The sequence below is a fragment of the Streptomyces sp. ISL-96 genome, assembly GCF_018614035.1.
Classification (GTDB): Bacteria; Actinomycetota; Actinomycetes; order Streptomycetales; family Streptomycetaceae; genus Streptomyces.
Genome location: NZ_JAGGPA010000059.1, coordinates 46,349 through 73,013 on the forward strand (window position 1 = coordinate 46,349; position 26,665 = coordinate 73,013).

General features: G+C 68.8%; 25 protein-coding genes and 2 pseudogenes. 13 read left to right on the plus strand and 14 right to left on the minus strand.

The window, feature by feature from the left end; all coding sequences use genetic code 11:
- Positions 1 to 72: 72 nt before the first annotated feature.
- From J7E96_RS30160 to J7E96_RS30180, 5 genes are all read left to right on the plus strand, one after another.
- Positions 73 to 2,988: a LuxR family transcriptional regulator gene (locus J7E96_RS30160; RefSeq protein ID WP_215135893.1), complete on the plus strand. Its 2,916-nt coding sequence runs from the start codon at positions 73 to 75 to the stop codon at positions 2,986 to 2,988.
- Between the two features lie 83 nt (positions 2,989 to 3,071).
- Entirely contained in the window at positions 3,072 to 3,566 is a 495-nt protein-coding gene (locus J7E96_RS30165) for an OsmC family protein (RefSeq protein WP_215135895.1), read from the plus strand.
- Positions 3,567 to 3,586: 20 nt separating this feature from the next.
- On the plus strand, positions 3,587 to 4,222 hold the full coding sequence (locus tag J7E96_RS30170; RefSeq protein WP_215135897.1) for an N-acetyltransferase: 636 nt from the start codon (positions 3,587 to 3,589) through the stop codon (positions 4,220 to 4,222).
- Between the two features lie 85 nt (positions 4,223 to 4,307).
- Positions 4,308 to 4,775: an excalibur calcium-binding domain-containing protein gene (locus tag J7E96_RS30175; RefSeq protein WP_374196730.1), complete on the plus strand. Its 468-nt coding sequence runs from the start codon at positions 4,308 to 4,310 to the stop codon at positions 4,773 to 4,775.
- A 158-nt stretch (positions 4,776 to 4,933) separates the two neighbouring features.
- Complete coding sequence (locus J7E96_RS30180) at positions 4,934 to 5,716, plus strand: PASTA domain-containing protein (RefSeq protein WP_215135900.1); 783 nt, start codon at positions 4,934 to 4,936, stop codon at positions 5,714 to 5,716.
- A 149-nt stretch (positions 5,717 to 5,865) separates the two neighbouring features.
- Here the strand turns inward: J7E96_RS30180 and J7E96_RS30185 are convergent.
- Positions 5,866 to 6,699, minus strand: a pseudogene (locus J7E96_RS30185) (YhjD/YihY/BrkB family envelope integrity protein).
- Positions 6,700 to 6,853: 154 nt separating this feature from the next.
- Here J7E96_RS30185 and J7E96_RS30190 point away from each other — a divergent pair.
- Positions 6,854 to 7,210, plus strand: a complete 357-nt coding sequence (locus J7E96_RS30190) for a PRC-barrel domain-containing protein (RefSeq protein ID WP_215135902.1) — start codon at positions 6,854 to 6,856, stop codon at positions 7,208 to 7,210.
- A 30-nt stretch (positions 7,211 to 7,240) separates the two neighbouring features.
- Positions 7,241 to 7,411 (plus strand): hypothetical protein, encoded by a 171-nt coding sequence (locus J7E96_RS30195; protein ID WP_215135904.1) that lies wholly within the window; start codon positions 7,241 to 7,243, stop codon positions 7,409 to 7,411.
- Between the two features lie 303 nt (positions 7,412 to 7,714).
- Here J7E96_RS30195 and J7E96_RS30200 read toward each other — a convergent pair whose 3' ends face one another.
- The 4 genes from J7E96_RS30200 to J7E96_RS30215 all read right to left on the minus strand — a co-directional run bounded on the left by J7E96_RS30200 (position 7,715) and on the right by J7E96_RS30215 (position 12,107).
- Positions 7,715 to 9,127, minus strand: a complete 1,413-nt coding sequence (locus J7E96_RS30200) for a DUF6177 family protein (RefSeq protein ID WP_215135906.1) — start codon at positions 9,125 to 9,127, stop codon at positions 7,715 to 7,717.
- A 162-nt stretch (positions 9,128 to 9,289) separates the two neighbouring features.
- Positions 9,290 to 10,303, minus strand: coding sequence for a hypothetical protein (locus J7E96_RS30205; RefSeq protein WP_215135908.1), 1,014 nt, complete (start codon positions 10,301 to 10,303; stop codon positions 9,290 to 9,292).
- Positions 10,300 to 10,881: a hypothetical protein gene (locus J7E96_RS30210; protein ID WP_215135910.1), complete on the minus strand. Its 582-nt coding sequence runs from the start codon at positions 10,879 to 10,881 to the stop codon at positions 10,300 to 10,302. The genes J7E96_RS30205 and J7E96_RS30210 overlap by 4 nt, the downstream gene beginning before the upstream one ends.
- An 8-nt stretch (positions 10,882 to 10,889) precedes the next feature.
- Positions 10,890 to 12,107 (minus strand): hypothetical protein, encoded by a 1,218-nt coding sequence (locus tag J7E96_RS30215; RefSeq protein WP_215135912.1) that lies wholly within the window; start codon positions 12,105 to 12,107, stop codon positions 10,890 to 10,892.
- 313 nt (positions 12,108 to 12,420) lie between these two features.
- Here J7E96_RS30215 and J7E96_RS30220 point away from each other — a divergent pair, with 313 nt between their 5' ends.
- Positions 12,421 to 13,587 (plus strand): serine hydrolase domain-containing protein, encoded by a 1,167-nt coding sequence (locus J7E96_RS30220; RefSeq protein ID WP_308296199.1) that lies wholly within the window; start codon positions 12,421 to 12,423, stop codon positions 13,585 to 13,587.
- Positions 13,588 to 13,691: 104 nt separating this feature from the next.
- Positions 13,692 to 14,543: an IS5 family transposase gene (locus tag J7E96_RS30225; RefSeq protein ID WP_215135914.1), complete on the plus strand. Its 852-nt coding sequence runs from the start codon at positions 13,692 to 13,694 to the stop codon at positions 14,541 to 14,543.
- 193 nt (positions 14,544 to 14,736) lie between these two features.
- On the opposite strand, the gene J7E96_RS30230 is transcribed toward J7E96_RS30225, so the two are convergent.
- From J7E96_RS30230 to J7E96_RS37830, 3 genes are all read right to left on the minus strand, one after another.
- Positions 14,737 to 16,116, minus strand: a complete 1,380-nt coding sequence (locus J7E96_RS30230) for an IS1380 family transposase (protein ID WP_215135916.1) — start codon at positions 16,114 to 16,116, stop codon at positions 14,737 to 14,739.
- 37 nt (positions 16,117 to 16,153) lie between these two features.
- Complete coding sequence (locus tag J7E96_RS30235) at positions 16,154 to 16,564, minus strand: hypothetical protein (RefSeq protein WP_215135918.1); 411 nt, start codon at positions 16,562 to 16,564, stop codon at positions 16,154 to 16,156.
- Positions 16,565 to 16,749: 185 nt separating this feature from the next.
- On the minus strand, positions 16,750 to 17,154 hold the full coding sequence (locus J7E96_RS37830) for a DUF6507 family protein (RefSeq protein WP_308296200.1): 405 nt from the start codon (positions 17,152 to 17,154) through the stop codon (positions 16,750 to 16,752).
- 243 nt (positions 17,155 to 17,397) lie between these two features.
- Between J7E96_RS37830 and J7E96_RS30245 the strand changes: the two genes are divergently transcribed.
- Positions 17,398 to 17,742, plus strand: coding sequence for a hypothetical protein (locus J7E96_RS30245; protein WP_215135921.1), 345 nt, complete (start codon positions 17,398 to 17,400; stop codon positions 17,740 to 17,742).
- Between the two features lie 654 nt (positions 17,743 to 18,396).
- Here the strand turns inward: J7E96_RS30245 and J7E96_RS30250 are convergent.
- On the minus strand, positions 18,397 to 18,588 hold the full coding sequence (locus J7E96_RS30250; protein WP_374196731.1) for a hypothetical protein: 192 nt from the start codon (positions 18,586 to 18,588) through the stop codon (positions 18,397 to 18,399).
- A 147-nt stretch (positions 18,589 to 18,735) separates the two neighbouring features.
- A complete protein-coding gene (locus J7E96_RS30255) occupies positions 18,736 to 19,392 on the minus strand; it encodes a hypothetical protein (RefSeq protein WP_215135923.1) in 657 nt (218 codons plus the stop codon).
- A 1,107-nt stretch (positions 19,393 to 20,499) separates the two neighbouring features.
- Here J7E96_RS30255 and J7E96_RS38920 point away from each other — a divergent pair.
- The 3 genes and pseudogenes from J7E96_RS38920 (at position 20,500) to J7E96_RS30270 (ending at position 24,490) form a co-directional block, all read left to right on the plus strand.
- Positions 20,500 to 22,910, plus strand: a pseudogene (locus J7E96_RS38920) (PA14 domain-containing protein).
- 222 nt (positions 22,911 to 23,132) lie between these two features.
- Positions 23,133 to 23,963 carry a hypothetical protein gene (locus J7E96_RS30265; protein WP_215135924.1) on the plus strand — a complete coding sequence of 277 codons (831 nt, stop codon included), beginning with the start codon at positions 23,133 to 23,135 and terminating at the stop codon, positions 23,961 to 23,963.
- Positions 23,960 to 24,490 (plus strand): histidine phosphatase family protein, encoded by a 531-nt coding sequence (locus tag J7E96_RS30270; RefSeq protein ID WP_215135926.1) that lies wholly within the window; start codon positions 23,960 to 23,962, stop codon positions 24,488 to 24,490. The genes J7E96_RS30265 and J7E96_RS30270 overlap by 4 nt, the downstream gene beginning before the upstream one ends.
- A 58-nt stretch (positions 24,491 to 24,548) precedes the next feature.
- Here J7E96_RS30270 and J7E96_RS30275 read toward each other — a convergent pair whose 3' ends face one another.
- The 4 genes from J7E96_RS30275 to J7E96_RS30290 form a co-directional block, all read right to left on the minus strand.
- Entirely contained in the window at positions 24,549 to 24,929 is a 381-nt protein-coding gene (locus J7E96_RS30275) for a hypothetical protein (RefSeq protein WP_215135928.1), read from the minus strand.
- Between the two features lie 245 nt (positions 24,930 to 25,174).
- On the minus strand, positions 25,175 to 25,642 hold the full coding sequence (locus J7E96_RS30280; RefSeq protein WP_215135930.1) for a DUF5994 family protein: 468 nt from the start codon (positions 25,640 to 25,642) through the stop codon (positions 25,175 to 25,177).
- Positions 25,643 to 25,695: 53 nt separating this feature from the next.
- Positions 25,696 to 25,956, minus strand: a complete 261-nt coding sequence (locus tag J7E96_RS30285; RefSeq protein ID WP_215135992.1) for a hypothetical protein — start codon at positions 25,954 to 25,956, stop codon at positions 25,696 to 25,698.
- Positions 25,957 to 25,961: 5 nt separating this feature from the next.
- Complete coding sequence (locus tag J7E96_RS30290) at positions 25,962 to 26,558, minus strand: DUF5994 family protein (RefSeq protein WP_215135932.1); 597 nt, start codon at positions 26,556 to 26,558, stop codon at positions 25,962 to 25,964.
- Between the last annotated feature and the right edge of the window lie 107 nt (positions 26,559 to 26,665).

The window sequence follows — 26,665 nt, forward strand, 5'->3', positions numbered from 1 at the left end:
ATTGGATTAATCGATCGTTCGGTCGGTCGGGAGCAACCGAATGGAGTGATTCCGTTCAGTAGTCGCCGCGCGATGGACAAGCGGGTCGCCCACGCCCCGGATGCCTCTGCCGAGGGGGCGGGCCGGCTCGTGGGGCGCGGGCGCGAGCAAGCCGTTCTCCATGAAGCCATCGCCCGCTTGAAGGATGGGGAGGGCGGACTGTATCTCGTCGAGGGCGACACCGGGGTCGGTAAGACGACGTTGGTGGAGTCCGTCCTGCGCTCGGCGGACGTAGCGGATGTATCGGTGCTGCGAGGCGGTGCGCGCGGTGGGGCGGTCCCGTACGGGCCGCTGATGGCGGCGCTCCGGGATCAGCTGTGGGATCAGCTCCGGGATCAGCATCCGCGCCGCTCGGGCGGCGAAGCGGCGGACGAGGGCAACGAGGGCATGGAGGACGTTCCATCGGCGATGAAGAGGGCGTTCGAGCGCCTCGCCCGCCGGCGTCCCACCGTCGTGTTCCTCGACGACTTGCAGTGGGCCGACGCGGCGACGCTGACCGTCCTGGCCGATTGGGTGGCGCCGGTGCCCGGGGTCCCGTTGCTGGTCATCGGGGCGTATCGCAGTGACGAACTTCCGCGTCAGCATCCTGTACGCAGCCTGCGGTCCGGGCTGCGGCGCGCCCCCGGCGGCAGGCAGTGGCATGTGCGGCTGGGGCCACTGGGCCGCGAGGACAGCGCCGTGTGCGTACGGCGGCTGCTGGGTGACGGAGTCGCGCCGGAGGTCCTGGACACCGTTGTGCGCCGCGCGCACGGCCTGCCCTTCTACCTGGAGGAGCTTGCGGCGGCGGTCACGGAGGCGGGAGAGGCCTCCCCGGACCGGGTGGTGCCCGAGTCCGTGAGGGACGCCGTTCTCCAGCGCGTCGCGAGGCTGTCGGAGCCGGCGCGGGCCGTCGCGGAGCTCGCCGCCGTCGCAGCGACAGTCCACCTCGATGTTCTGGCCGAGGTTCTGGCCGAGCTGGGAACGGAGGAGGCGGTCGAGGAGCTGTTCGAGTCCGGCGTACTGGTGGAGGTTCCTGACCCGGTCGGCGGGGCGGAGGAGGCCGCGGGGAAGGCGGCGTTCCGCCACGCACTGGTGGGCGAGGCGCTGTACGCCGCCATCCCCTGGGCCCGGCGTCGGCGCCTCCATGCCGTACTGGCGCAGGCACTGGAGGTACGCGGCGAGGCGCCTGCCGTCGTGGCCGCGCACTGGGACAAGGCCCACGAGCCGGCGCGCGCCCGGCCGCCGCTGCTGGCCGCCGCGGAGGCGGCGTGCCGGGTCCACGCCTACCGCGACGCCAGGAACGCGATCGACCGTGCTCTCGTCCTCTGGCCGCCCGGCGAGAAGGAAGCGGCCCGCGTACAGGTGGTGGACCGGCTCGGCGAGTGCGCCGAGCGTTGTGGCGACCTCGCGGAGGCGGCCCGCGCCTGGGAGGAAGTGGCGGCCGCACATCGTGCCGCAGGGGACCACGAGGCGCTCGCCCGTACGGAACGGTCCCTGGCCGGTGTCTACGAGCTGGCCGACGACTGGCCGCGTGCGCTGGGGGCCCGGTACCTGGCCGTCGAGGAGTTCGCCCGGGCCGGTCTGCCGACGGAGGCCGCTACGGAGCGGCTGGCGGCGGCCGCGCATCTTCAGTACGCGGGCGACCTCACCGCGGCGCTGCGACTCGTACGGGAGGCACGGGCGGAGGTGGAGACCGAGGCCGCGGCGCACGACGTCACCGCGCTGCGGGCGCGCGCGACGGGCCTGGAGGGGCTGATCCGTACCAAACTCGGCGACGGGGTCGCCGGTACCGAGCTGACTCGCGAAGCGCTGGACCTGGCCCTGAGCTCCGAGCTCGACGCCCTCACCGCCGAGGTCTACTACCTGCACGCCGACGCGCTCGAACAGCGCACGGACTACCCGGCGGCGCTGGACGCCTGGGCCGACGCGCTGACCTTCTGCCGCAGTCGCGGCCTGGACGCCGACGCGCACGTCTGCCTCGCCTGTCTGGCCCCGGCGCTCCGGCACACCGGCCAGTGGGACCGCGCGCTGGAAGTGGGTCACGAGGTTCTGGCCACCGACGACGCGCCGGAAGTGGCGCACATGGTGGCTGCCGGGGAGATCGGTCTCATCCTCGCCAACCGGGGTACGACGGCGCAGGCGCGTCGCCATCTCATCCGCGCCGCGGCGTTCTCGCAGACCCACGAGCTGTTCGGGCTCGAAATCGACACGTCCTGGGGCCTGGCACGGGCCGACGACCTCGACGGTCAGGACGACAGCGCCGTGACCAGGCTGCGGGAACTGAACGCCCGCTGCCGCATCCGGGAAGAGCTCCACTACTCCGTGGCCGCGCTGCGCTGGTCCTCGTCGTACTTCGGCCGCCGGGGCCTGCGCGGTGACCTGGGCGCGTGCACGGACACCCTCGCGCGCATCGCGGCCGCCACAGGCACGGCGGAGGCGACCGGGGCGCTCGCCCATGCCCTGGGTGAGAGTGCCCTGTTGGAGGAGGATCCCTGCCGCGCCGCCGACCAGTTCGAGCGGGCACTCGCGCTGCTGGGAGCTGTCGCCCTCCCGCCCGAAACAGCGGAAACGCAGGTACGCGCCGGTGTGGCCCTGGCCGCCGCCGGGGACCGGGGCAAGGCGGTCGAGCGGCTCGTCCCCGCGTACCACACGGCACGGGCCCTCGGCGCCCGCCCGCTGGCCGCCGCGGCCCTGCGGGAGCTCGAAGCCCTCGGCGAAGATGTACGGCGCCGACTCGGCCGCCGGGCCGCTCGGCACAGTGACCCGGCGGGGCTGACGTCCCGCGAACGCGAGGTCCTGCGGCTCGTCGCGGCCGGACTCACCAACTCCGAGATCGCCGGCGGGCTGTTCCTCAGCCCCCGCACCGTGGACATGCACGTGCGCAACCTGCTCGCCAAGCTCGGCTGCCACACGCGGACAGAGGCGGCACGCAGGGCCGGTGAACTGGCCCTCCTGGAGACCATTGCGTGAATACGGCAATTCTGCCGTTCTTGCCGCGTCGCAACCTACCTACATTCGGTGCATAACGACCCGAATGGGGAGGTGTGCCAGACATGGGCAGCACCAAGATCATCGAAGAGACGACCGCGATGTGGACCAAGGAGCCGGACGGGGCCCGCAGCGCGCCCACCGTGACCGCCCGCTCCGAGGACGGCCGGGTCACGATGCAGGCCGGTCCGTTCACGATGCACGCCGATCTTCCCGCGCCGCTCGGCGGCACCAACCAGGCACCCAGCCCCACAGCGCTGCTGCTCGGCGCGCTGGCCGGCTGCGCCGTCGCCTTCGTACAGGACACCCTCGCACCGCAGCTCGGTGTGCGGGTCACGTCCGTGGAGGCAGCGGCGCGGTGTCGGACGGACGCCCGCGGGCTGCTGGGCATGGACGGCGCGGAGCCCGATCTGCGCGACGTGTCCGTGGACGTGACGGTGGACTGCCCGGACGGCGAAGCCGCCGTCGCCGAGATCGCCCGGGTGTGGCAGGAGCGCTGCCCGATCTACCTCGCGCTCCAGAAGCCCGCCGACGTCGCAGTCCGCTTCCGGGCGGCCTGACCGAAAAGGGAGCCGCAACCATGCAACTGACGGAACCAGTCCATTCGCGGACCCGCCCCCGACCCCGCCCCCGCAAGGCCACGGCAGCCGAAGTCCGGCCCGTCACCGAGACCCTTGCGGCCGCGTTCTTCGCCGACCCGGTGATCGGGTGGGCATGGGACAACCCCGCGAGGCGTCGGCGTATCCTCCCGGACTTTTTCGAGCTCTGGGTCACAGGCTGTATGGAGTACGACGAGGTGTACGTGAGCGACGACCTCGCCGGAGCAGCCCTCTGGATGCCACCGCATGTGCAGGAAGCCTTCGACGACGAGGCCGATGCCTTCGCCGCCGCTGTCGAGCGGGTGACGCACGAGTTCGCCCCCGCCGTGCTGCGCTTGCTCACGACCCTGGATGACCACCACCCGCGCGAGCCGCACTGCTACCTGCCGATCATGGGCACGCGCCCCGGCGAACAGGGGCGGGGCATCGGGTCCGCTCTCCTCGACACCGTGCTGGAGCAGTGCGACCGGAACGGCCTGCCCGCCTACCTCGAAGCCACGAGCGCACGCAACCAAGTCCTGTACGCGCGCCACGGATTCCGCGGCAGAGGTGAAATCCCACTCCCCGACGGCCCTGCCCTGAGGGCGATGTGGCGCGAGCCCCGGCCTCACCATTGACGGACAGGAACACAGCCCCGGGCCGCCCGCCCGGGGCTTTTCGGCGCTACGGTGTGCCTTCACAGAATCTGCACAGGGGGGGACCTTGAGCAACCCGTACACGAGCAGCCCGCGACAACGGCCGCTGCGGAAGATGAAGCGCGCGTACGTCGGTGGAGTTCTGATCATGCTGGTCGGCTTCGGTTGCGGCAGTACTGCCGGGTCGGAGGACGCCCGACCGGCGGCAGCGGCCGCGAACCCGAGCGCTGCCCCGGCGCGCACTGAGACGGTCACCGCCACGCCAACCGCCACCGCCACCGCCACCGCAACGCCGGCGCCCAAGGCGACGGTCACGAAGCCAGGCCCGACCGTGACCGTGACCGTCACCGAGACGGAGACCGCCGAGGCCAACGGCTATGGCAGCGACGAGAGCGACGACACCGGCTCGGACGTCTACTACGAGAACTGCGCCGCCGCCCGCGCCGCCGGTGCCGCGCCCGTCCACCGGGGCGAGCCTGGCTATGGCAGCCACCTGGACCGCGACAACGACGGCACCGGCTGCGACTGGGGCTGACACGCGAACGCCCACCCCGAACAGTGGGGTCCTCGTCGGGAACTATCGCACTTCCCCACACTTGCGTCACAGATTCATCACTTCCGGAGGATCTACCTCCCCCAGCTCCCGACCGGGCCGTTACGGTCATGCCTCCACGAACCACCCTCGGGGGACAAATGAGTTGGAACAACGAGACCCAGCCGCAGTGGGGTCAGCCCCCAGTACAGCCACCGACACCGCCAGGAGCACAGCCGGGCTGGGCGCGGAAGCGAGTCGTCATTCCGTCTGCGGTCGGCCTGTTCTTCATCGGGGTCATCATCGGTAGCGCCGGAAGCGGCGGCGCGGAAACCGTCAGAAGCGCGACACCTGCACCCAAGGTGACCGTAACCGTCACGGCTGAGCCCAAGCAGGCCGGCACATCCGACGACAAGCCGGCTGAGCCGAAAGAGAAAGCGAAGCCCACCGCTGAGGACACTGGCAAGGAAGCGCTGGTACCGAACTTCGTCGGCATGGGGCTTCAGTCTGCGCAGGACACCGCTCAGAGCAAGGGCTTCTACGTCCTGTCGTCGCACGACAGCCTGGGCCGAGGCCGGTTGCAAGCCCTCGATCGGAACTGGAAGGTCTGCTCGCAGAACATCAAGGCAGGCAAGACGGTGTCCACGGAAACCAAGCTGGACTTCGGTGCGGTGAAGCTCGAAGAGGGCTGCCCCGCCAAGGACGCGGAGCCTCTGGAAGCGGCAGGTGGCAAGATGCCGAACCTCGTCGGTAAATCGGTGAAGGCCGCTCGCGGAGCCCTCGACTCGGGTACGTCGGTCACTGTGACGGATGCTGCCGAGGGCCGCATGGTGCTGATGGAGAGCAACTGGAAGGTATGCGCTCAGACGCCCAGCCCAGAAGCGGAGCTGAAGGGGCAGCCGGTCGACATCACAGCGGTGAAGTTCGAAGAAGACTGCCCGTAGCGCTGGCGCGCAACTTCATGCCCCGGGCTGCTGGCCCGGGGTTTTTGGTTGGAGCGGGTGACGAGAATCGAACTCGCGGGAGACGTCGGTGATCTGACCCGGCGGAATGACGTCCAAGAGACGGACCGCTGTACGGATCCTCTCGATGCTCATCGTCGCCGCTTCAGTGCGTGTGCCGCGCGTGGGATCCCCTCGTGCAGCAGTCTGCCGACCAGGGCGCCGCCGAAGATGACGACGCCCACGCCGACCAGCCAGGACTGGATGACCAGGACGGTGCCAATGGCCCCGTAGGTGAGAGCGTGTGACGCGATCAACGGGGAGAAGACGAGCCGGGAGAAGACCCTGAGAGCGAGCAGCCCGATCACGGTGGCCACCGAGCCGGGCCACAGGGCGCGCCAGCGGAGCCGCCCGCCGAGCAGCAATCGTTGCGACCACCAGAAGAACAGGACGGCGCTCAGCGCGGCGGCGAACGCGCCCGCGGGGGAATCTCGTCGCAGCGTGGTGGTCGCGGATACGAAGAGGTATCCGGTGAGCACGCCGAGCCACACCACATGCCGCTACCTGGCCCACCAGCGGCCTGGCGGCAGGTCCCAGACCTTCTCGTAACCGGCCTGTACTGCCGCTGCGAAGGTCAGGCCGAAGACAGCGAGGGCGGCGATGCCGAACGCGGTCGTCGTCCGCAGGGCCTGGCCGGGCCGGGTGAACAGCTGCTCCACCAGTTCTCTGGAGGCGGCTGATACGCCGAGTCCTTCCCCCAGCCACTGCCCGAACCCCCGCCCGCGTTCGGGGTCGCCCGAGGAAACGATGATGAGCAGCGGCACCAATGTGAGAAACCCCAGCGCCGCGAAGCCCAGCGAACGCGGCCCCAGCTCCAGATCGCTGCTCCGACGCCACCCGCGGCCGACCGGTGAATGGCTGATCGCGCTACGTAGCCGTCCGAACAGAGATGGGCGACCTGCTGCATTGGATGGCTCCATTGGCATGCCTGTCGACTACCACGTCGATACAGTCGCCGCGCGAGGGCGCGGCGTGCAGGTTCCCGGATAGCCTGGAAGAGCAAAGGGCTACCGGTCTCGGCTGGTTGCGCCCCCCTGCGGGGAGGTTCGAACCGACCGGGTGAACGGCAGGAGGGCAGCCATGATCCAGGCAGCCGATATCCGTGAGTGGCGCAACCGCAACGTCGTCGATCCAAGGGGCCACAAGATCGGCGTGCTCGAAGCGATCTACGTGGACACCACCACCGACGAGCCGGCCATGGCCACGGTCCGGACCGGACTCCCTACTCGCCACCGCTTGGCCTTCGTCCCCCTCGACGACGCGATCCTCGGACCGGACTACGTCAAGGTCTTCCACGCGAGGGCACTGGTGAGGAAGGCACCCTCGATCGGCATGGACGACATCCTGCCCGCCGAGGCAGAGGAAATGATCTTCAAGCACTACGACATGCCCTACCAGCCGGGCTCAGGCGGCGAACGGCAACTCGCACGCCGCTGACCGCCCAGGCTCAGCCCGAAGGAGGCGTCCGTGGCTCTCTTCCTGCTCCTCGTCCTGGTGGCCGTCGTGCTGGGAATCATCGGCGCGGTGGCAGAGGGCCTGGGCTATCTGCTGATCATCGGCATCGTGCTCCTCGTGGCCGCCCTGGCCTTCATCGCCGTGCGCTGGTCCCGCCGCTCTGGCCGGCGCCCCATCCGATGACGCCCGACAGGAAACTGCCCCTTTGCGATAGGGAGTTCCGGCGAGACGGGGCCAGCCCTGCGGGCGTGAGCACGGTGTGCGGCCGCGCATGGACCGTGCCGAGGGCCTCGTCGGGCAGCCCGGTTCTTCTCGAAGGATCTGTCCGGTACACGGCTGTGGGTGACCGGTCGGCTCAGGGCCGCCGAGGAGCGCAGAATGCGCTTATGAAACCGGGGCATGACTGCGACCGACGGCGTGAGGCGGGCGAGCGCTGAGCCGCGGTTTTGCGACACCTGTCCGTGCCGCGCGGGCTCAGCCGGAATTTCACTGGCGGCTTTGCAGGTGGTTGTTGAGGTCCTGGAGGCGTTGCCAGGCGGTGGGGTCGGTGCCGTTGCCGAGGGTGTAGTGCAGGGCGGAGCGCGTTGCGGGGCCGAGGCGCGTCGGGCGCGGGTGCTGGAAGGTTTCGGCGTGGGTGCGCCCGACGGCGCGTACGGCGTCGGCGCCGAGGGTGAAGGAGAGCGGGACCGGGGGCGGCTCGTGGTGGGGCGGGGTGGTCAGGTCGGCGCGGGCGGGGCGCAGGTGCGTGAGCATTGAGGTGAGATTGTGCCGGGTGGCGAGGGTCTCGGCCAGCACGGGAAGGTTGTCGAGGGGCGGGGGCCGGTCTGAGGTGTGGCCGACGGCGAGGGTGATGTGCTCCTCAACTCCCACCGGGGTGTGGACGATGCGGCAGGTGGCGATCGCCGAGCTGTCGGGGGTTCCGACAGCGACCAGCCAGGTGGGGGCGGCCTTCTTCGCACGGTTGCGGGCCAGTTCGGTGAGCTGTCTCGGTGACCAGGGCTGGTTGACGGGCTCGGCGGTCGACCAGCCGGCGGGTGGGGCGCCGGTGAGGGTCTGCCAGGCGGCTTCCAGAGCGCCGCCGAGGAGGAGGTCTTCAACGGCGGGGTGGGTGGTGCGGATGGAGAGGTGAAGCTGCTGTTCGTCTTGGCCGCCGGCGCCGGCGCCGGAGTGGAACGCGTCCGCGATCGGAGTGCGCCCGTCCAACGTGACGGCATGAGTGAAGCGGCCTTCGTGCCAGTGGAGTACGGCACCGGTGAGACCGTCGTAGTAGCCGCAGTCGGGGTCCCGGACGATCCAGCGGGCCGGGACCTTGGTCAGCAGGGTGCGGACGGGCAGGGTCAGCCGCGTGCCGGGCGGCGTGACGATCTGCACTTCGCGTCCCGACGGGATGCAGTTTTGTAGCAGGTCGGTGAGCCAGGTGGTTGCGGCGACAACAGGACGGTCCTGGAGGATCACGGCGGCCTGGGGCGTGAGGACGTCGACGGCAAGCGGGCTGTCGACGGGGCTGCCACCGTCCTCGGAGGGCACGGCGACGACGTCGGTGTGCGCGGCGTCGGCCGGCCAGGTGGACCCGCCCAGCAACGCGGTCAGCCGTCCGGCTACCGCTCCGGCCAGCCGCTCGGCTTCCGCGACCGCCGTGGTCGCCCGCACCTCGGTCCACCACACCGGCGCCTCGGCTCCCGCCCCCGCACCCAGCAACCGGCGTATCTCACCCGGCACTTGCACGAACAGCGGAACCTCGACCGTCACGACGCAACGCCCGTCCTGCGTACGCAGATGGACCACAGCCCCCTCGGCGCTACTGCTCACCCGAAGATCGGGACCACCGGCGTACAGTCCGGCAAGCACACTGCCGGCATCCGGCATCTCCGGGGTGAGGGCAATGACGTCCTGTGTCACGAAGATCCTTCAGCGGTGGTCGACTGCGGCGCTGCTGCTACTCGAAGATCGGGACCACCGGCATACAGCCCGGCAAGCACACTGCGGGCATCCGGCATCTCCGGGGGGAGGGCGATGACGTCCTGCTCTTCGCGCTCACTGCTTTGGCCATTCGGCGGGTGGTCACTCGCGTCCCGAGAGTTCCTGCAGATCCTCCAGTGAGGAGGCTTCTCGCAGTGAGGCGGACACGATGGTCCCGGCCTGTGAGTCGCCGGGCCACGCTGACAGGTCACGCAACGCCTGGGACGGAGAGAGCCCGCGCTTCTTTGCCTCGCTCAGGCGTGCCAGCCATGAGCATCCGGTGTCGAGCGCCTCATCGCCAGCTGGGGTACGCGGCTCGTACCCTGCGGCGTCGTCGCCGTCAGCTGCCCACAGGTAACCGACAACGCGACCGCCGACAGCCACTTCGAAAAACTCGACTGGCGAGTTGGTCTCCATTCCGAATGACACCGCGGTCCGTGGAAGCTTCGCCTGAATCTGCTCAGTTCGGCGCGGGACCTCAAACATGTACCAGGAATCCAGCAGGTCCGGGTCTTCGTCCGGAAGGTCTTCGAAACCGTCCTCGGTTGGGATGCCGTACGAAGTGGGGTCCGAGGGAATGGTCTCAGCCTCCGTCAGCTGCTCGATCGCAGCGAGAGCGGACTTAAGGCGTGGAGCGTTCTCCTCCTGCACCTCGGGCTGCTTGTGACCGCGAAGGTCGTGGGACATCCAGGCATCGGAAAACGTGTGAAGTGTCAGAGTTCCCGCACCGCTCGCCCACGCGTCAACAGAGATCGTGAAGAGCTTTTCGACGTGACGCGGCTGGCCGGCTCGGAGGCTGGCGCCAGGCGTTGAGAGGTCGATCGTCACCACGCCAACACGATCCCAGTCGACGGTCGGCAGGTCGCTGAAGAACTGATTCCCGGAGAGAGCGCTCTGTAGGTCTACGTGCACTCTCTTCAGGCCGAGCAGGACGGTGTCATCATCCTTGGCTCGGACGGTGAGGTCGGCGCGCGCGTTACCTTCGGCGAGGCCGCGTGCGCGCAGGACCATCCAGGCGTTGAGAACCCCTTGTGTGCACCGTGTCGCAAGGTCATCGTCGGAGATCTGCGTTTTGGTCTCCCAGGACCAGCTTCCGACAGGGGTCGTCGCAATCACAGAACACCTCGTGGGTCGACCTTGGAGCCCGGCGGGATAATGATCGTACCGTCGTCGAGCCGGAGTACGAACAGGATGCCACGCCCCTTCTCACTCTTGAACGGGTGCTCGCCTTTGTGTACTTGCAGGAGTTCTTCCGGAATCCCTCGGGCCTCCCACTCGGCGACTGATCCCTGGCCGTCGATGAGCATGACTTTATGGTCGGCCACAGACTTTGACAATTGCCCCAAGTTGTCCGGCTTGGCGATCGAGTCGAATGGGTTCTTGGGATTGTTGAGCCGCTTCATCTGGTAGCCGAAGCTGTTTCCTGTGTCATCTGTCACCCGCACATCGATGTCCGCCTTGATCGCGGCATTCTTGACTTCGAACTCGATGTGGTGCAGGCCGCTTCTGTAGAACTGGTCGCCAAGCCGGAGCTGGTCCACGGCCCGAGGAAACTGGTCAGGGCGGCCGGAACCCAACATGGAGACGGTGTCCCTAAAACCGGGGGACTGGGACAGATGGCCGGAACTGATGATGTCAGCGATTTCACGCCCCGAAGGGGACTCCCCCAGCCTTTCCACGATCTTCTCGATCACTTTGGGCTTCATGGTGTTCTTGGGAATGCTGCGGATTCCCTCGCGTAGCTGGTGCTCGGCATCGCCCCCTCGCTCCATGGGGCTGAGGGCGTAGGGCCAGGGTTCTCGCCGCCGCCGTGGCCGTCATTGGCATTCCCGGTGCCATCGCCGCCATCCGCAGGGGGTGTGGCGTCTGCATGCGCCGAAGAGCCGGAATCCGGGGTATCGGCTCCGTGGCCGCCACCGGAAGGTGACCCTGCCCCGGTTTCGTGACGTCCGTGCTGGTCACCTACGCCCGCGTGACCGCTGTGGGTCGAGGGGCTGTCGTGAGAACCTGCCCCGCTGGACACATCATGGCTAGCGTTGGGTGGCAGGTTGTCGCCCGTATGCCCGGTGGCTTCGGGTGCACGCGCGCCCGCGCCGACCAGTTCGTGCCGACGGGGAGCCTCACTCGAAGGCGTGCGGGCGGCGGCGGCCGGTTCGTGGGGTGCCGGGGTGGTGTCGGGCACGCCCTTCCTGCCGGGCGTGAACTGGCCGTCTGCTACGCGGAGCTGGGAACCGTCAGGGAACTCGATGAAACTGTGCGTCCTGCCCGCGGTTGCGGTGGCGGCGCGGACCCCTGCGGTGAGGTCGGCGACCCTGGGCAGGGTGCGAGCGGCGACGCCCACCGTCTTGGCTGCCGCGCCGATCGGGTCCAGGACCTCGCCCACCTTGGCCAAAGTGCCGGCCACGCGGGAAGCCGCGCCCGCCTTGCCGGCCGCCGAGCCAACCTTCGAGGCCGCCCCCAATGGTCCGGCGCCCAGGGTGAGACCGTTGAAGATGATCGTGCCCACTGCCTTGCCGGAGTTGGTGCCCCAGTCGTCCCAGGCGACGAACGACTTGCTGTCATCCATGAGCTTTTTCATGAACGGCGAAAGGTCCTCGCGATCGCCGTGCGGGTCGAGGAGATAGCCCTCAGCGCCGACGATCACCCGGAACAGTCCCTCGCGGGCAGCACCTCCCTCCTCACCGGGACTGAAGAGATCGATCAGTCCCTCGACCGAGCCGGCAGCGTTGTCCCACACGCTGATCCCCACCTGCTCCAGGTGGTAGTCGATCCCGAACGGCAGCATCTCGTGGTGCTCCGGACTGCCCCACGGAAGGGAATCGGCCTGGGCCAGCTGCTCGGCGCTGAAGCCGTAAAGGTTCTTCTGCTTAGACCGACCGGCATTAGGCGTCGGAGAGGTGGGGCGGGCACCAGCGGGCATGGGTCCGCGTGATCATTGAGTTCTCTACGCTCAGTCGTCAACTACGGCCACGGGCGCGCTTCGTACAGGCACGCCGTCGACGCCTTGTCGCCCTTCCTGCAGTTCGTCGGGATGGCGCGGCCTGATCAGCCCAGCCCGGGTCTCGGCAACGTTGGTCAGGACCTCGCCATGCACAGACTTAGCGAGGGACAGGACGGTGAGGGGGTGGGGACAGCCCCCGTATCAACCCGGGCGTCAGCAGGATGGGCGACTGGTGCGGCGGCCCGGCACGCTGGGGCAGGAACGGCACAGGCAACAGAAACAGGAGCAATCGGTGAATGCACGTGCAGGGGCCGCAGCACTGTGGGCGGGGATTTGCGCGCTGGCGGTATCAGGGGTCTTCCCGGCGGCCGCGGCGGAGCGGGCGTCGGCCTCGCCGCCCGCCGGCCTTAAGGAGGCCATCGAGCAGACGGTCGCGGACGGATTCCCGGGTGTCGTGGCGTATGCCAGGCACGGAGAGCGGGAGTCACGGATGGCGGCCGGGCTCGCGGACACGGCGAGCGGCGAGCGAGCCCGGCCGGACCAGCGGTTCCGAATTGCCAGTAACACCAAGTCATTTGTGTCGACGGTGCTTCTGCAGCTGGAGGGCGAAGGACGGCTCTCGCTCGACGACAGCGTGGAGAAATGGCTGCCCGGCGTGGTCCAGGGAAACGGCAACGCCGGCAGGGCCATCACCATCCGGCAACTGCTCAACCACACCTCGGGCATCTACGACCCCACCACCGAGCCGGAGTTCTTCGCCCCCTACTTGGAGCGCCACGAATGGGGCCACGTTTACACCCCTCGGGAGGTGATCGCCCGAGCCGTCCGGCACAAGCCGCTCTTCGCGCCCGGCGGCGGCTGGTCGTACTCGAATACCAACTACCTACTCGCCGGTCTGGTGATCGAGGCAGTCACACGTCACAGCGCGCCCTCCGAAATTCATCGGCGGATTCTCGCCCCGCTCGGCCTGAAGGACACCTCCTTCCCGCTGACCGACCCGGCCATTCACGGCCCTCATCTGCACGGTTACGACCTCACGGGACGCGATGTGACCCGATTCAGCCCGTCGTACGACTGGACCGCCGGCGCCATGATCTCCACGGTCAACGACCTGGCCCGTTTCCACCGGGCCCTGTTCACCGGCAAGCTGCTGCGCCCCGCCCAGCAGCGCGAACTCCTGACCACGGTGCAGTTCCCCGACGCGCCGGCGTACGGACTCGGCGTGCAGCGCATGGACGTGCCATGCGGCTCGGAGCCGGACACCAAGCCGATCAGTGTCTGGGCGACCGACGGCGGCGGACCCGGCTTCACCAGCGTGTCCCTCACCACCGCCGACAGTGAGCGACAGCTGGTCCTGGCCGTCAATGTCTACGACCTCGGCGCGGACCTGAAGGGTGAGCCGCCCGTCCCGCGAAGCAAGGGACTGATGAAGGCACAGATGGCAGCCCTGTGCGACTGAGGCGGCGTCATGTCATCGCGGGTGACGTCGCACCGTGCGCGGCGCAGGACCCGCCAGGAAGCGGGACGCGATGACCGCCCACTCAGTGATCACGAAGGATGGCCGTGCCCGCAGTGCCACCCTGCCTGCTCGAACCCCTCTGGGACCAGTTCGCCGCACTCCTGCCCGCCCGGGGAGAGTTCGTCGCGGACCACCCTCTGGGCTGTCACCGCCGCCGGATCGCCGACCGGACGGTCTTCGAGCACATCGTGCTCGCACTGGTCCACGGCTCCGGCTACGAACGCATCTCCACAGCCGGATGCTCCGACCGGACGATCCGACGCCGCGTCAAGGAGTGGGCCGGGCTGGGGATATCCGAGAAGGTGCACGCCTTGGCGCTTGAGGCGTACGACCGGATGATCGGCCTCGGACTGGGCGAGATCTCGGTGGACGGCTGTATCACCAAGGCCCCGTCCGGCGGCGACAAGGCGGGGCGATCCCCGGTCGACCGGGGCAAGCAGGGACTGAAACGCTCGGTCGCCTCCGACGCCTGCGGTGTCCCGCTCGGGATCGTCTCCGACAGAGCCAACCGGCACGACTCACCCCTGCTCGGACCCACCCTGGAAGCTGCCAAGGAGCAGGTCGGCCCGCTGCCGGACGCCGTCAACGTCAACCTCGACCGCGGCTACGACAGCGCCAAGTCCCGTGCGCTGATAGCAGAGTTGGGGTTCACGGCCGAGATCGCCCGCAAGGGCGTGCCGGCCCCGCTCCAGGCAGGCAAGCGCTGGGTGGTCGAGCGCACGCACTCGTGGATGAACGACTACGGCAAGCTCCGGCGCTGCACCGAGAGGAACGGCGAGGTCGTGGACTTCTACCTCTACCTCGCCGCCGCTCTCGTCACGCTCCGCATGCTCATCCGCCGAGCAACGAGCCGCTACCGCTGGGACGGCCGCCCCACCACCCGGCGCCTCAAATGATCCATTTGCCGGTCGGTCTTAGCCTCGATCGTTCATGAGTCCCCGTCAGTCTGCTGACGGGGACTTTGTGGTTGTGTGGTGCGGTCTTTTCGGGGCCGGGGCAGGTTGAGGGCCCGGCTCTCGCGTCGGGTGGGCGCCGGGTTCCACTTTTCCGGGGTGGTGGTGCGGTTGTCGGGATGGCCGGAGTGACTGGTCAGCCGGGGTTCGGCAGGGCTTGGAGCCGGTCGATCGCCTGGGTGAGGACGCCGGTCCAGGGCCATCGGGCAGGCATGCGGAGCCAGCGGCGGCGGGCGGTGTGGACGAGTTGGGCGGCGGCCGAGAACAGCCGGAGCCGGAGCCGTTTGGGTTCCCAGCGGCGGGTGTCACCGGTGAGGGCGAGCATCGGCATCCAGGCAAGCAGGTCGAGCGCGATGGAGACGATCTCGAGCCAGATCCGGTTCTGGGCGGTGTCGTGGAGGGGCAGGTTGCGCAGGCCGGTGTCGCGGGCGTTTCGGATCCGGTCCTCGCAGCGGGCCCGGCGGCGGTGACGCAGTTCCAAGTCGGCGAGCTGGCCGCCCTTGGTGTTGGTCGCGAAGCAGGTCAGCCGCAGTCCGTCGAGATCGGTAAAACGCAACTGGGCCCCGGGATGCGGCCGTTCCTTGCGGACGATCAGCCTCATCCCCTTCGGCCACGTTGTCAGGTCGGGCATGTCGGTGATCTCCGCGACCCAGGCGCCGGGCCGCTCAGTTCCGCCCGCGTCATAGGCCGGCGTCCACGCCCGCTTCGGGATCTTCAGCACGGCCTGGTGGATGGCCTCGGTGATGGTCATCCCGACGGAATACGACAGCCACCGCCCCGGCTTGGAGAGCCAGTCGACGAAGGCATGGGTGCCGCCGGCGGAGTCGGTACGGATCAGTGTCTGCCGTCCGCGCCGCAGGTGTTTGGGGAGTTGGGCCAGGGCGAGTTGGGTGGCTTCGATGTGATCGCTCGCGGTGTTGGAGCCCGCGTTGCCGGGCCGCAGCAGCGCGGCAACCGGCTCCCCGGACCCGTCCTGGCCGTGGTCGACGAACGCGAGCAGCGGATGATGGCCGAAGGTCTTCTTCCAGGTCGCGGTGGCGTCCTGCTTCTCGGAGTGCGCGATCACCAACACGCCGTCGATGTCCACGACCACTTGTCCGTCGGCGGCCGGAGCGTTGGCGCCGGCCAACTCCCAGACTCGAGTCCGCACTTCCCCTCGTGCCGTGCGGATTGCCGTGAGAGCCTTCGGCCCGGCCGCGGCCAGGACGTCGATGAGGCGGGAGACCGTCGGATCAGAAGCCACCGGCCCGAACACGCCCGGTTCGGCCCGCAGCAGGCCGACGTCGGCCAGGCAGTCTCCGCCGAGAGCTGTCGCGAGCGCGACATCCAGCAGGATCTTGCCGGGGTCGTGCACGGCCCGCGGCTTGCGCCACGGCGCCAGCGCCGCCGATATCGCGCTGCCCAGGCCGGACTTGCGGACCGTCTCGACCAGCAGCACCGACCCGGCCTGCGAGACCACCGAGCGGCCACCGCCCTCGACACGGACAGGCGGATAGGACCCGATACTCTTCTTCACCTGGGAAGTGCTTCTTTCCTCGCCACGTACAGGACCCTCAGCAAGTCCTATCGTTGCAGGTCAGGAGCACTTTCTGCTTTCCCGGTCGCCTACCGGACACCACTCGTGGTGAAAGCCCGAGGTTAGGGCTGCCGTCGTTGATGTGCCACTGAGTGCCGTCCACCAATGCGGTGATCTTGTCGGCGCAGGTCACCTCGGCTTGCTGGAACGCGGCGGTCGCCGCGTTCACCCCGTCCCAGATCGCCTGGTGCTCGGCAACCTTGTCCTCGTCCTTCCGCCAGCTCTCAAACGGGCCCTCGTCGTCCTTGACCGACTCCACGAACACCGCCGCCCGCCAGCGCAGCATCTCCAGCTGCTTGATGAGCCCGGCGACTTCGAGCGCGTACGTCTCCAGCGCCCCGGCCACCGTCTCCAGCCGGCCGGCGAAGGTGCCCGAAGTGTCCTGCACCGCCTGCGTGGTGGCAAGCAGCTGCCCCGCCTCAGGAGCCTTGTACGAGGCGTTCAGATGCTGGAAGCGGGTGTGGACATCGCTGCCCCGCTCGCTGATCGCCTTTGCGGCCCGCCGGAGAGCGGTGATCTCCCGCTGCAGAGCGACCAGGTCACCGGTGAAGGTGGGTATCTTCTCCGGACTGATCAGCTCTCGCCCGCCCGCCTGCGGGCTGCCTCCAGAAACGCCGTCACGTCAGGCGCCAGCGTCGCCTGCCGCTGGGCGTTCCACGCCTGCTCCAGACTCCCGGCGAGGTACGCATTGGTCGCCTCGATGGCGCCGTTCGCCGAGTTCCTGGCACGCAGCGGCAAGAACGCCACGTCCGTCTCGGTCCCCTCGACGAACTGCCCCAACGCCACCGCAACCAGCCCGGTCGCCCGGCCACCGCCTCCGGCGCTCTCTCCCCCGAACGCCAGTGTGCCCGCCGACTCCATCGCCCCCTGAACACTTGCCCCGTACAGCCGGATCCCGGCGCTCATACCATCCGCAGCCTCTCTCACCTGAGAGATCACTGACTGCACCCCCGCGGGCGCGATGTCCCACCCCGTCACGGCAACCCCCGTGCATCTCGTGGTAGATACCTCCCTGCAGCTGGTCTCAGCATCGCTTAGACCACTGACAACAGGATCTTCATGAGTATCAGCCCGCTGGTTGCAGCAGCAACGCTCTTCCGGCCAAAGTACGTGGCGACCTGCACAACGACGCCTTCGCGCTCTGCATGCTCCTGCCGTAGCCCCCTGAGCTGGCGATTGCCGAGGCCGCAACCCGGCTCGTGCCGCGCGCCCGGCATTCAATTGACCGCGCTCATTGTCCTCGGCGAGGTCCTCGGCGAGTCCGTCGCCAGCGCCGCGCTCCGCGGATACGGGACCGCGCCGACTGCGATCGCCGGTATCGCCCTCGTCGTCCTCAGCATCGCGGCCCGGTCCGGGCTCGACCCGTCCAGCACATGGATAATCACCGGCGCGGGGTTTGCCAGCGTGATGCTGCCAAGGTCGTCCAGCGTTGGGCCCCTGGACGCGATCGCGACCCCGGCACCGCCCGCCCCGGCGACGGGCCCCACCCTGTTGGTTCTGGCCGGACTCGCCGCCCTCGGCCTGCTTCCGGCGTCCCTGTCGTCTCGCGGCCGCCCCACTGCGTGAGACGTGACACGTCTGTCCCGGCCGATCACAACAGCATCCACACCGCCGACTGACCCGCGCGAAGCGTCGGGCTGACAGCCGGAGTCGCCCTGGTCACGAGGAAAGCCCCGGCTATCCGCCTACGCGGATAGCCGGGGCTCCGTGCTCTCGTGGTCGCGCGTTCGATCCTGCTGCTGCTCAGTCTTCAGCCGTCAGCGGCGTCGACCCTGCAGCTCTGTCGTGGCCGGCTGGTGGCGGGGAACCGGCTCCGTCTGGACAGCGTGGGCCGTACGCGTGCCCGTGCCCGTGCGGGCTTGGGCGGCACGGGGCTCGGGCGCTGGGGTCGGACCGCTGGGTGAGGCGGTTGAACGGCACGCGAATGGCACGCACCCTAAAATGGTCTAGCAACAAGAAAGCCCCAGACCGCTGGGCCTGGGCATTTCTGGAGCGGGTGACGAGAACCGAACTCGCGCTCTGCGCTTGGGAATCGTCGGGTCGGGAGACTTCGGTGATCTGACCGGGCGGAATGACGTCCGAGGACTCCGCCATATGCTCAAGAGACGGACCGCTGTTGACCGTTGTTCCCCGCGCCATCTGGTGCCCTTCTGGTGCGCCACGGCCGGACACCCAGCGGTTAACCTCGCCGACCAGCCAGCCCCAGGTCCGGCCGTGATATCAGTGCGCCGTGCCTGGAGTCCACAGGGGGGCGCTGCGCGGCCAGTGCGTTGGCCATCGGATGCCAGGCCAACGCCTCTGGCAGCGGTACTGGTTGGTCCAGCGCCACCAGGCCGGCCTGGTGGGACATAGCCGGCGCACCGGAATGTCCGCCTTGCCGCTCGCAGCGAACTCCGGCCAGTACTTGGCCACCAGGGCGTCCAAGTCGAGTACGCCCCGCTGGCGCCCAGGAGGGGCTTGCGGGCCTTACACCCAGTCATGTCCGGGGCAAGGCGCCAGGTCAGCGGCCTAACCGGACAGTCGGACACACCGGACAGTGTTTCAGCAGCAGCGCCGCACCTAGCGCCGCTGCTGCTCCGGCTCGCTGACGGGCCTGCCGATGTAACCCGGCTCGCGTTCGTGTTCACCGGCCCACAAGTGCGGAGCGTGGTGGCGGATCGCCTTGACCAAGGCTTCTCTATACGGGTAGTTGCCGTTGAAGCGGTAGCGCAGTCGAGGCAGCCCCGGGCGAAAGGGTTCGTCATCACGGACGAAGCCTGCCAGGACGGGGTCCTCGGGGTCGACGGCTACCGTCGGGCACAGTTCGATCGAGTAATCCTTACCGGTGGGGTTCTCGGCCTTGCTCCAGTGCAGGGCCGTCGCAGCGAGAGTGTTCCAGCGGATGGCCTTCAGCCCTGTGCCGTTGCTGACCCAAAGCCCGGTTTCGTCGGCGGCCACGAAGAGTCTGCGCCAGTCCAGACCCGCACGGAACGTCCTGATGCCCGCGCGGACACCGATCGCAGGGAGTGTCAGCGAGATGGCGCCGCCCAGAACGGACGGCCAGGCCTCGGCCGAATCGACCGCGGACCGGGCGCAGATTCCCACGACCGTAATGGCGAGGGCGGCGCTCAGCGCAGCGATGATTCCCCCGACTTGCATCGAACGCCGGGCGGGCTGTGTGGCGACGCGGATGACTATGGCCGTGGCAGCGGGGCCAACCGCAAGAGAATTTGGCATGGGCAGGCAGTCTATTGGACGGCGTCGTCGCGCCCAGTTTCTGGCCCGACGCCCCACCCTCCGCGGTAGAAGCGGGGAACGGACCCGCTTCGCCGAACGACCGTGGGACGCTTGGCAGTGAGCCAATGCAGAGACGCCATAGGAGCCCCAGTGTCGGAGGCCAGTCCACGCGGAACGTATCTACCCATCGCGGAGGCGCTGCGGCGGGGGGTTGAGGAGGGCGAGCTCGCGGTGGATCTTCCTTCCGAGGGCTGCGCACATGCACACGCATGGAGTCGCCCGCAACGCGCTCCGCTGTGCGCTCAAGGCGTTGGACTCCTGAGAAGGATGTTGCCGGTCTCTGTCCTGGACCGATGCGACCAGTGGGCGTCTGCAGCGCTGGGGGTCTCACCGTTGTTGACAGCAGGTACCCGCCTTAGATGGTGCGGAGTGGTGCTCAGGTGGTGGGCGACGCCTGAATCGGTCTAGACAACACAATGGCCCAGGTCGGGGATCATGTCCCTGGCCTGGGCCTTTTTCTTTGGAGCGGGTGACGAGAATCGAACTCGCGCTCTGAGCTTGGGAAGCAACGGTGCTTACGGCGGCCGAACATGCCTGACCTGGTGATACGCCCCCCTGGAGATGTTCCGGGCGTGGTCTCTCGGCGCCCCTGTTCACCGCTATTGATCGCTCGGCTGGGCACGGATGGGGCACGAGCAGCGGGGTGCTGTGAATGTCCACCAAGGGTGCACGTCCCGGGCCCTCCTGATGAGGAGGCGCCGAGGCGCATCTTCTCGACGGGGGCTGGTGCGTCAGGGGGAGATGATCCGGACGCGACTGCCGCAAAGCTTGGTCATGTCAACGCCCTCTCGGTCCTGGAACTCGGTGTTCTTCACGGCGCAGAACGTGGGCTTCGCCGGGCGAACCGCGGATCGCTCCATGCCGTCGGCGAGCCCCGCTGCGCCGGCGCTGGGCGGGGGTGAGGTACTGGAGACCTTGCCTCCCGAGCGACGGGGCTGTCACCGCTGCGGTGACCGGCTGAGGCTCGTACAACCAACCGACGCTCTTGTGGGTCCTGTTCAGCGTCGTCTGATCGACATCTGCCGCCGAACAGGACTGAAGGACTTGATGAACCCAGCCAGACGCACCACCGCCACCGCCTTGGTTCTGGCCACGGCAGGCGGAGTGCTCTACGCCACCGCCGTACCCGCCTCCGCGGCGGTGAGCTGCGCCTCCCCCGTCTTCAAACGGCAGTTCTTCGCGAACACGACGTTCACGGGCACGCCGAAGAAGACGGACTGCGACTCTGCGATCGACCAGAACTGGGGCACGAGCGCTCCCGTCTCCGGCGTACCGTCCAACAACTTCGGCGTGCGCTGGTCGGTGACGCGCGACTTCGGCTCGGGTGGCCCCTTCACGTTCACGGTGTCCGCCCAGGACGGCATACGGGTCTACCTCGACGGTGTCCGCAAGATCGACCTGTGGAAGAACGTCTCCACCACCGTCAAGAAGACGGTCAACGTGACGATCCCCCATGGCAAGCACGCGCTCCGCATCGACTTTGCCAACTGGACGGGCACCGCGAACGTCAAGTACGCCTACACGCCGCGCACCTCCGTCGACGTCGACAAGGTCAAGCCCCTCGCCCCGACGGGTGCGGCCGTTTCCTACGACACCACCACCGGAGCGGCCAAGTTCACCTGGTCCAGGAACAGCGAGATGGACCTTGCGAACTACCGGGTTTACCGGCGGCCGAAGGGCACGGCGTACGTCAGCAAGCCGCTCGCTACGACCACCGCCACGTCGTACACCGACAGCACCCTGCCGAAGACCGGCGCGGCCTTTTACTACGAGGTGCGGGCCGTCGACAAGGCGGGCAACATCTCCGGCGGCAGCCCCGACCAGCTCGTGGCCACCGTCGACAGGACGCCGCCCGCCGCGCCCTTCGTGGAGTGGGACGCGTGCTCGCCCGACCAGCCCTACGCGGCCCCACAGCTGGTCACCACCGCGAAGAACGCCGCCGACATCGCCTGGTACGAGATGCAGCGGCTCGACGCCACCACGAACCGCTGGAGCACCGTCTACTCCGGTGCCAAGGGCGCGATCTGCGACACCGGCTATCCGGCCGACGGCAGCAAGGTCACCTACCGGGGCCGGGCCCGGGACGCCGCCGGGAACTGGTCGGCCTACTCGGCCGCCACGGCGTTCACCACCCCCGACCTCACCCCGCCGGCCGCCGTCGCGCAGCTCCGCGTCGAGTACCGGTCGGGCGTTCCGCATCTGGTGTGGTCACCCGTCACCGGGGCCGCCTCGTACCAGGTCCTCCAGTACGACCCGGCGACCGGCAGCTATGGCGACGCCCGGCCCCAGGAGAGCACCACCACGCAGACCGACGTGGTGCCGCGCCAGCTGGCCGCCGTCGCCGACAGCTACCGGTACGCGGTGCGCTCGGTGGACGCCAAGGGCAACGCCGCCGCGCCGGTGGAGATTACGCTGAAGATGGCCGACCGGCCGGAAGCGATCCCGCCTTCAAGACCACCGCCCACAGGTTCGATGAGGGGGTGATGGTGGAGTGGAGCAGCGTCGACCCGTGGACCGTCGACGAAACGCCCCTTCCCACGTACAAGATCGTCCGCACCGACACCGTGACCGGCGAGACCAGCGTCGTGGACAAGTGCAAGCCGTTCACTTCGCAGGACGAGCCGCTGGAGGACCCGGAGACGTACTGGACCTGGGCGGACGACAACGCCCCCTTGTCGGCTCGCAAGCAGGTCAACGGCACCTGCTGGGACGTCCAGGGCAAGTCGGAGACGACGTACGAGTACCGAGTCGTGACGACCGACCGGTACGGGCATGTCTCTCAGCCCGGCCCGGCAGCGAAGGAGACCACCCCGGACACCGAGCGTCCCGCCCCGGTGCAGAACCTGACCGCGGAACGCGTCCCGCTCGGCGTCCGGCTGACCTGGACGCCGCCCGCCGATGCCGACGTCACCGGCTACCACGTGTGGCAGGGCATCGCGGACCCGGACAGCGGCGAGACGGTCTGGAAGGAGAACTGCTGGACCGGCAGCTCCTTGGCCACGACCGAGATCTTCTGCCCGACAGTCCCCGACGGCGCTACCCACGTCTACAAGGTGGCCGCCACGGACGACCGGCTTCAGCACGACGACGAGCCACTCGATGTCCTCCACCCCGCCGAGGTCTCAGTCACCCTGCCCGACACCCGGCCGCCGGGATGGACGGAGACCGGGGTCCGTCAGGGCCAGTACCCGGAGCTGTACGTCGGCTGCTCCGAGAGCTCCGGCCTCGGGGATTGCTCCCGGTTCGCGAGCTATCGTGTGGAGCGCTGGGACCCCGCCACGGCCGCCTACGTCACTCTGGCCGAGGGCACGATGGGTGACGCCGCGTTCTCCATGGACACCACGGTGCACGAGGACCGGCTCGGCCTGTACTACTACCGCGTCGTACGCCTGGACGCCTCGGGCGCCGAGGCCGTGAGCCGATCGACGGCGTACGGCATCTGGGACTCCTGGCTCTGACCGGACGTGAGAAGGGCCCGGAGGATTCTCCGGGCCCCTCTCATTGACCGCTGTTCACCGCCACTAAGGGCATGGATGGGGCACGCGCCTGCTGGCTGGCAGGCATAGAGCTGGACTGAAAAGGGGGGCCTCGCGACCGCCCGACGCGCGGTATTCCACCACGTTGGCATCCTGGTCAGGTCCTCCGCAGTACCGGAGATCTCCACGACTAGCCTCCGCATCATGCTGCGTATCGCCGACAACCGCACCGGCCGCTTCGTGGAGATTCCTTCCGCACACCGCCACCTGCTGCGCATCTGCGTCCATCTGCCGGTCATCGACACCGGGATCGGCGCGGTGCACCTGAGGGCGCCCTTGACCGGTGACGTACTGGCGCGCACCGCGGAGCTGCATGGCCTGCAGTCCCTCACGGTCCTCACCGTGCCGGACCTGCCGCATGAGCAAGCCCAGGCGCTCGATCGCGCCATGGCCCTTCTCGGCATCCACCCGCCCGCCACCGTCGGTGTTCACGATGTGGCCGAGACGCTTTGCGCCGCTGCCGATGTGCACCTGCTCGCTCACGGCACCCCCGGACGGGACGCCGTCGGCGGGGTCTGGATCGACGTGGGCCAGGTCAGCCCAGCATCCCCGGACGGGGGTGTCCCGGACCGTGGCCACCTCCTCGCCTCGGGTCTCCTTGACGCATTCGCCCCAGCGGGAACCGATCCGCTGGCTGTGAGGATGCTGTTGCTCGGCCACGACTTCCGCACGCCGGTCACGGTCACCAGCACCGCGCTCGCCGAGGCCCGGCGGATGCTGAGCCACTGGCGGGAGCAGGTGGCCGATTGGGCGCAGGAGCCGTCCAGGCCGATCCCCGCAGACGTGCTGCGACAGGCTCATGCCGCGCTCGCCGATGATCTCGGCGTCCCCGCTGTCCTGGAGATGCTGGACCGTATGGCGACGCGCGCCGACGTGCCGGCCGGTGCCAAGTTCGAGACGTTCGCCTTTCTCGACCGCGTCCTCGGACTGGACCTCGCACGCCAAGTGGGCCACCAGCCCTGGGCGACGCCATGACGTCGGGCAACCCCCGGCGCCTGGTCGTCCTGCGGCACGCCAAGTCCGCCTGGCCGGATGTGCCCGACTCCGAGCGGCCGCTCGCCCCGCGCGGCCGCCGTGACGCCCCGGCAGCCGGCCGCTGGCTGCGCGAGGCCGACTGCGTTCCCGACCTCGTCGTGTGTTCCTCCGCCCGTCGCACCCGCCAGACGTGGGACCTCGTAGCGGCCGAGTTCGGCACCACCACGCCGGCGATCCACGATGCACGCCTCGACGGGGCGAGCGCTGAGGAGTTGCTCGGCGTCGTACGGGAGATCCCCGCGCAGGTGCGGACGCTGATGGTGATCGGGCACAACCCCGGCGTGCAGGAGCTGGTTCTGCTGCTTGCCGGTGAGGCGGAAGGCTACGCGCTGGATCAGGCCCGTACGAAGTTCCCGACGTCCGCTATCGCCGTGCTGGGCGTGCCAGGGGCCTGGTCGTCCCTCGAACCGGGTGCTGCCCGGCTGACCGACATGGTCGTACCTCGCGGAGGCGGGGGCCAGGCGTGAGACACACCTGCGCGCGGCTGATGACGCGATACCGCCTGGCACCCCGAGTCGGTGGCAGTCACGTTGTATCTCGGTGCGGCTGGGCAGTGGTGCGTTCTCTTCCGTCCGGAGGGAGGTTGCGCCGGTAGAAGCGTCGGTACGCGCGGACCGAGGGGCCGTCAGCCGCTGACCACAGGTCCTTGACCAGAGGCCGCCTCCACCGCAGGACATCCAGGTCGGATGCCGCGTTGCGCCGGACCAGGCGCCGCAGGAACGCCGCCCACAGCCGGTTGACCGGCCACAGCAGCCAGTCCGGTCCGAGCTCGCGTACGACGACGGCCCACATCGCGATCGTCAGGCCGGGCCCCACCGGGCTCACGGCGGCGACGGTCAGCAGCGGTGGCCTGGTGTCCTGCTGGGGCTTGAACCGCGGGTACGCATTTCGTTTCATCGACGCCATGCCCGCATGATCCCGAACTGCTCACGGGGGCAGAGCACGCACGGCTGGTACCGGAAGCAGATGAAGAAACCTTACAAGCTGGGGTTTTGCTCAACTCCAGCCGCCGACGACGGCACTCAAACGGAGCACGGGGCAGCGCCATTGGCTGTTTCCGGCGTACCCCGGCGATCCTGGCGGGCATCCGAGTGCGAATCTGCCGGCAGCACGGGCTTAAGGGCGTCGGCCGCCCCGAGGTTCGGAGTCCGCTAGGGCCTGATGCCGGTGTCAGTGAGGATCTGTTCTGCCGATGTGCAGTTGCCGTCCTGTACGGCCATGGTCATCGCGGCGCGCGCGGCCGACGCGGGGGCCTCTGGCGGGATCACCAGGAAGGAGAAGTGGTCCTGGGGTCCGCGAGTGATGATCATTGTGCCGTCGTCGACGGCGGACCAGTCGATGCGGACCATGCGGTCGTCGATGACCAGGTGGCCCGGAGCGTCGTCCCAGGCGCTCGCGTCCAGACCGACGCGTGCGACGGGGCCAAGCCGGGCGGTCAGGGCGGTGATCAGGCCCGGCAGTTGGGTTTTGAGGTCACGGGTGCGTGGCCACCACGCGCCGTCGAACAGCCCGACACGGCTGGAGGTTGTCTCTATCCTCAGAACGGCCGCGCCGGGAACAACCGGCTGATCGCTTGTGTCCGCGAGGAGCAGGAGAGGAGCCGGGATGTCGGCGGTCATGATCTGCCGCCCCTCTGAGGACTTTCCTGCACGGGCGGACTGCGCATGGTGTCTCACTTCCGGGCGCGACGGCGCGGCCAGAGCCGCCCGAAGCCTGCGATGCGATGGTCGCGGTGAACGCCAGTGGTACTCGAAGCCGCATGTCCGCGGGAATCGGGCGGATCTGCCGTGGGCCGGGTGCGAAGGTTCGACTTGGCGCGGCCGTAGGGGAAGGCCGCGATGCGTTCGTCGTGCTGGGAGTTGAGCATGTGGATCGCGAGAGTGCCCAGAGCTATCATCGCCAGGATCACGAGCACGGTGACGAAGGTGTCCATGATCGTCACATCCCTTCCGTCGGATCCGGTACCTGAGCAATGTCTGCCGGGGCAGGCAAAGGTGAGGTCGGTTGGCGCGCTCCGTGACCGCCTTCGGAGTCCCAGACCCTCTCCCGGGTCGCGTCCCACTCGGCCTCGGCGGCGATCCAGTAGAGCTCGGCCTCCTGGATCAAGCCGCTCGCGGTGAGACTGCGCAACGGATCAGTGGCCGCGGCCATCAGGCGGGCTGCTGTGCCGGGGCTGGCCTCGGGTGGGATCACGAGCAGGTCCCAGCGGCCGGCGGTGTAGGAGAGCAGCAGTAGTTTGTGCGGGTCCTGCTCGGCCTTGAACCAGCCCACGTGGACCACATGCCCGTGGACGGGCACCTTGCGTGGGATGACTGGCCAGAACGTGGGGTTCACCGTGACGCGAGTGATCCGCCCCCACATGGGGTCCAGTACGGCCGTCAGCGTGGGAAGTTCCGCCGAGAGGTCGCGGGACCGGGGCCACCACGCACCGTCGATCAGAGCCGGAGCCGTGCCGGCCGGCGCCAGCACGAGTCGGAGGGGCGGCGAAGAGGTCCGGTCTTCGACCGCGGGCGTATGCAAAATGGTCGCGGTCATGACGCGGACCCTGCCCCGGGCCGGTGCAGGCCGGCCCGGTGTTGTGAATCGCCGGAGACGACACGAGCGTGAAAGCTGGTGTGCGAAGTGTCCTCGGTAACTTCAGG

Coding starts and splice junctions, on each gene's coding strand:
- J7E96_RS30160 (WP_215135893.1), top strand. CDS start 73: ATGGACAAGCGGGTCGCCCACGCCCCGGATGCCTCTGCCGAGGGGGCG.
- J7E96_RS30165 (WP_215135895.1), top strand. CDS start 3,072: ATGGGCAGCACCAAGATCATCGAAGAGACGACCGCGATGTGGACCAAG.
- J7E96_RS30170 (WP_215135897.1), top strand. CDS start 3,587: ATGCAACTGACGGAACCAGTCCATTCGCGGACCCGCCCCCGACCCCGC.
- J7E96_RS30180 (WP_215135900.1), top strand. CDS start 4,934: ATGAGTTGGAACAACGAGACCCAGCCGCAGTGGGGTCAGCCCCCAGTA.
- J7E96_RS30190 (WP_215135902.1), top strand. CDS start 6,854: ATGATCCAGGCAGCCGATATCCGTGAGTGGCGCAACCGCAACGTCGTC.
- J7E96_RS30215 (WP_215135912.1), bottom strand. CDS start 12,107: ATGCCCGCTGGTGCCCGCCCCACCTCTCCGACGCCTAATGCCGGTCGG.
- J7E96_RS30255 (WP_215135923.1), bottom strand. CDS start 19,392: ATGCCAAATTCTCTTGCGGTTGGCCCCGCTGCCACGGCCATAGTCATC.
- J7E96_RS30265 (WP_215135924.1), top strand. CDS start 23,133: ATGCTGCGTATCGCCGACAACCGCACCGGCCGCTTCGTGGAGATTCCT.
- J7E96_RS30270 (WP_215135926.1), top strand. CDS start 23,960: ATGACGTCGGGCAACCCCCGGCGCCTGGTCGTCCTGCGGCACGCCAAG.
- J7E96_RS30275 (WP_215135928.1), bottom strand. CDS start 24,929: ATGGCGTCGATGAAACGAAATGCGTACCCGCGGTTCAAGCCCCAGCAG.
- J7E96_RS30280 (WP_215135930.1), bottom strand. CDS start 25,642: ATGACCGCCGACATCCCGGCTCCTCTCCTGCTCCTCGCGGACACAAGC.
- J7E96_RS30285 (WP_215135992.1), bottom strand. CDS start 25,956: ATGGACACCTTCGTCACCGTGCTCGTGATCCTGGCGATGATAGCTCTG.
- J7E96_RS30290 (WP_215135932.1), bottom strand. CDS start 26,558: ATGACCGCGACCATTTTGCATACGCCCGCGGTCGAAGACCGGACCTCT.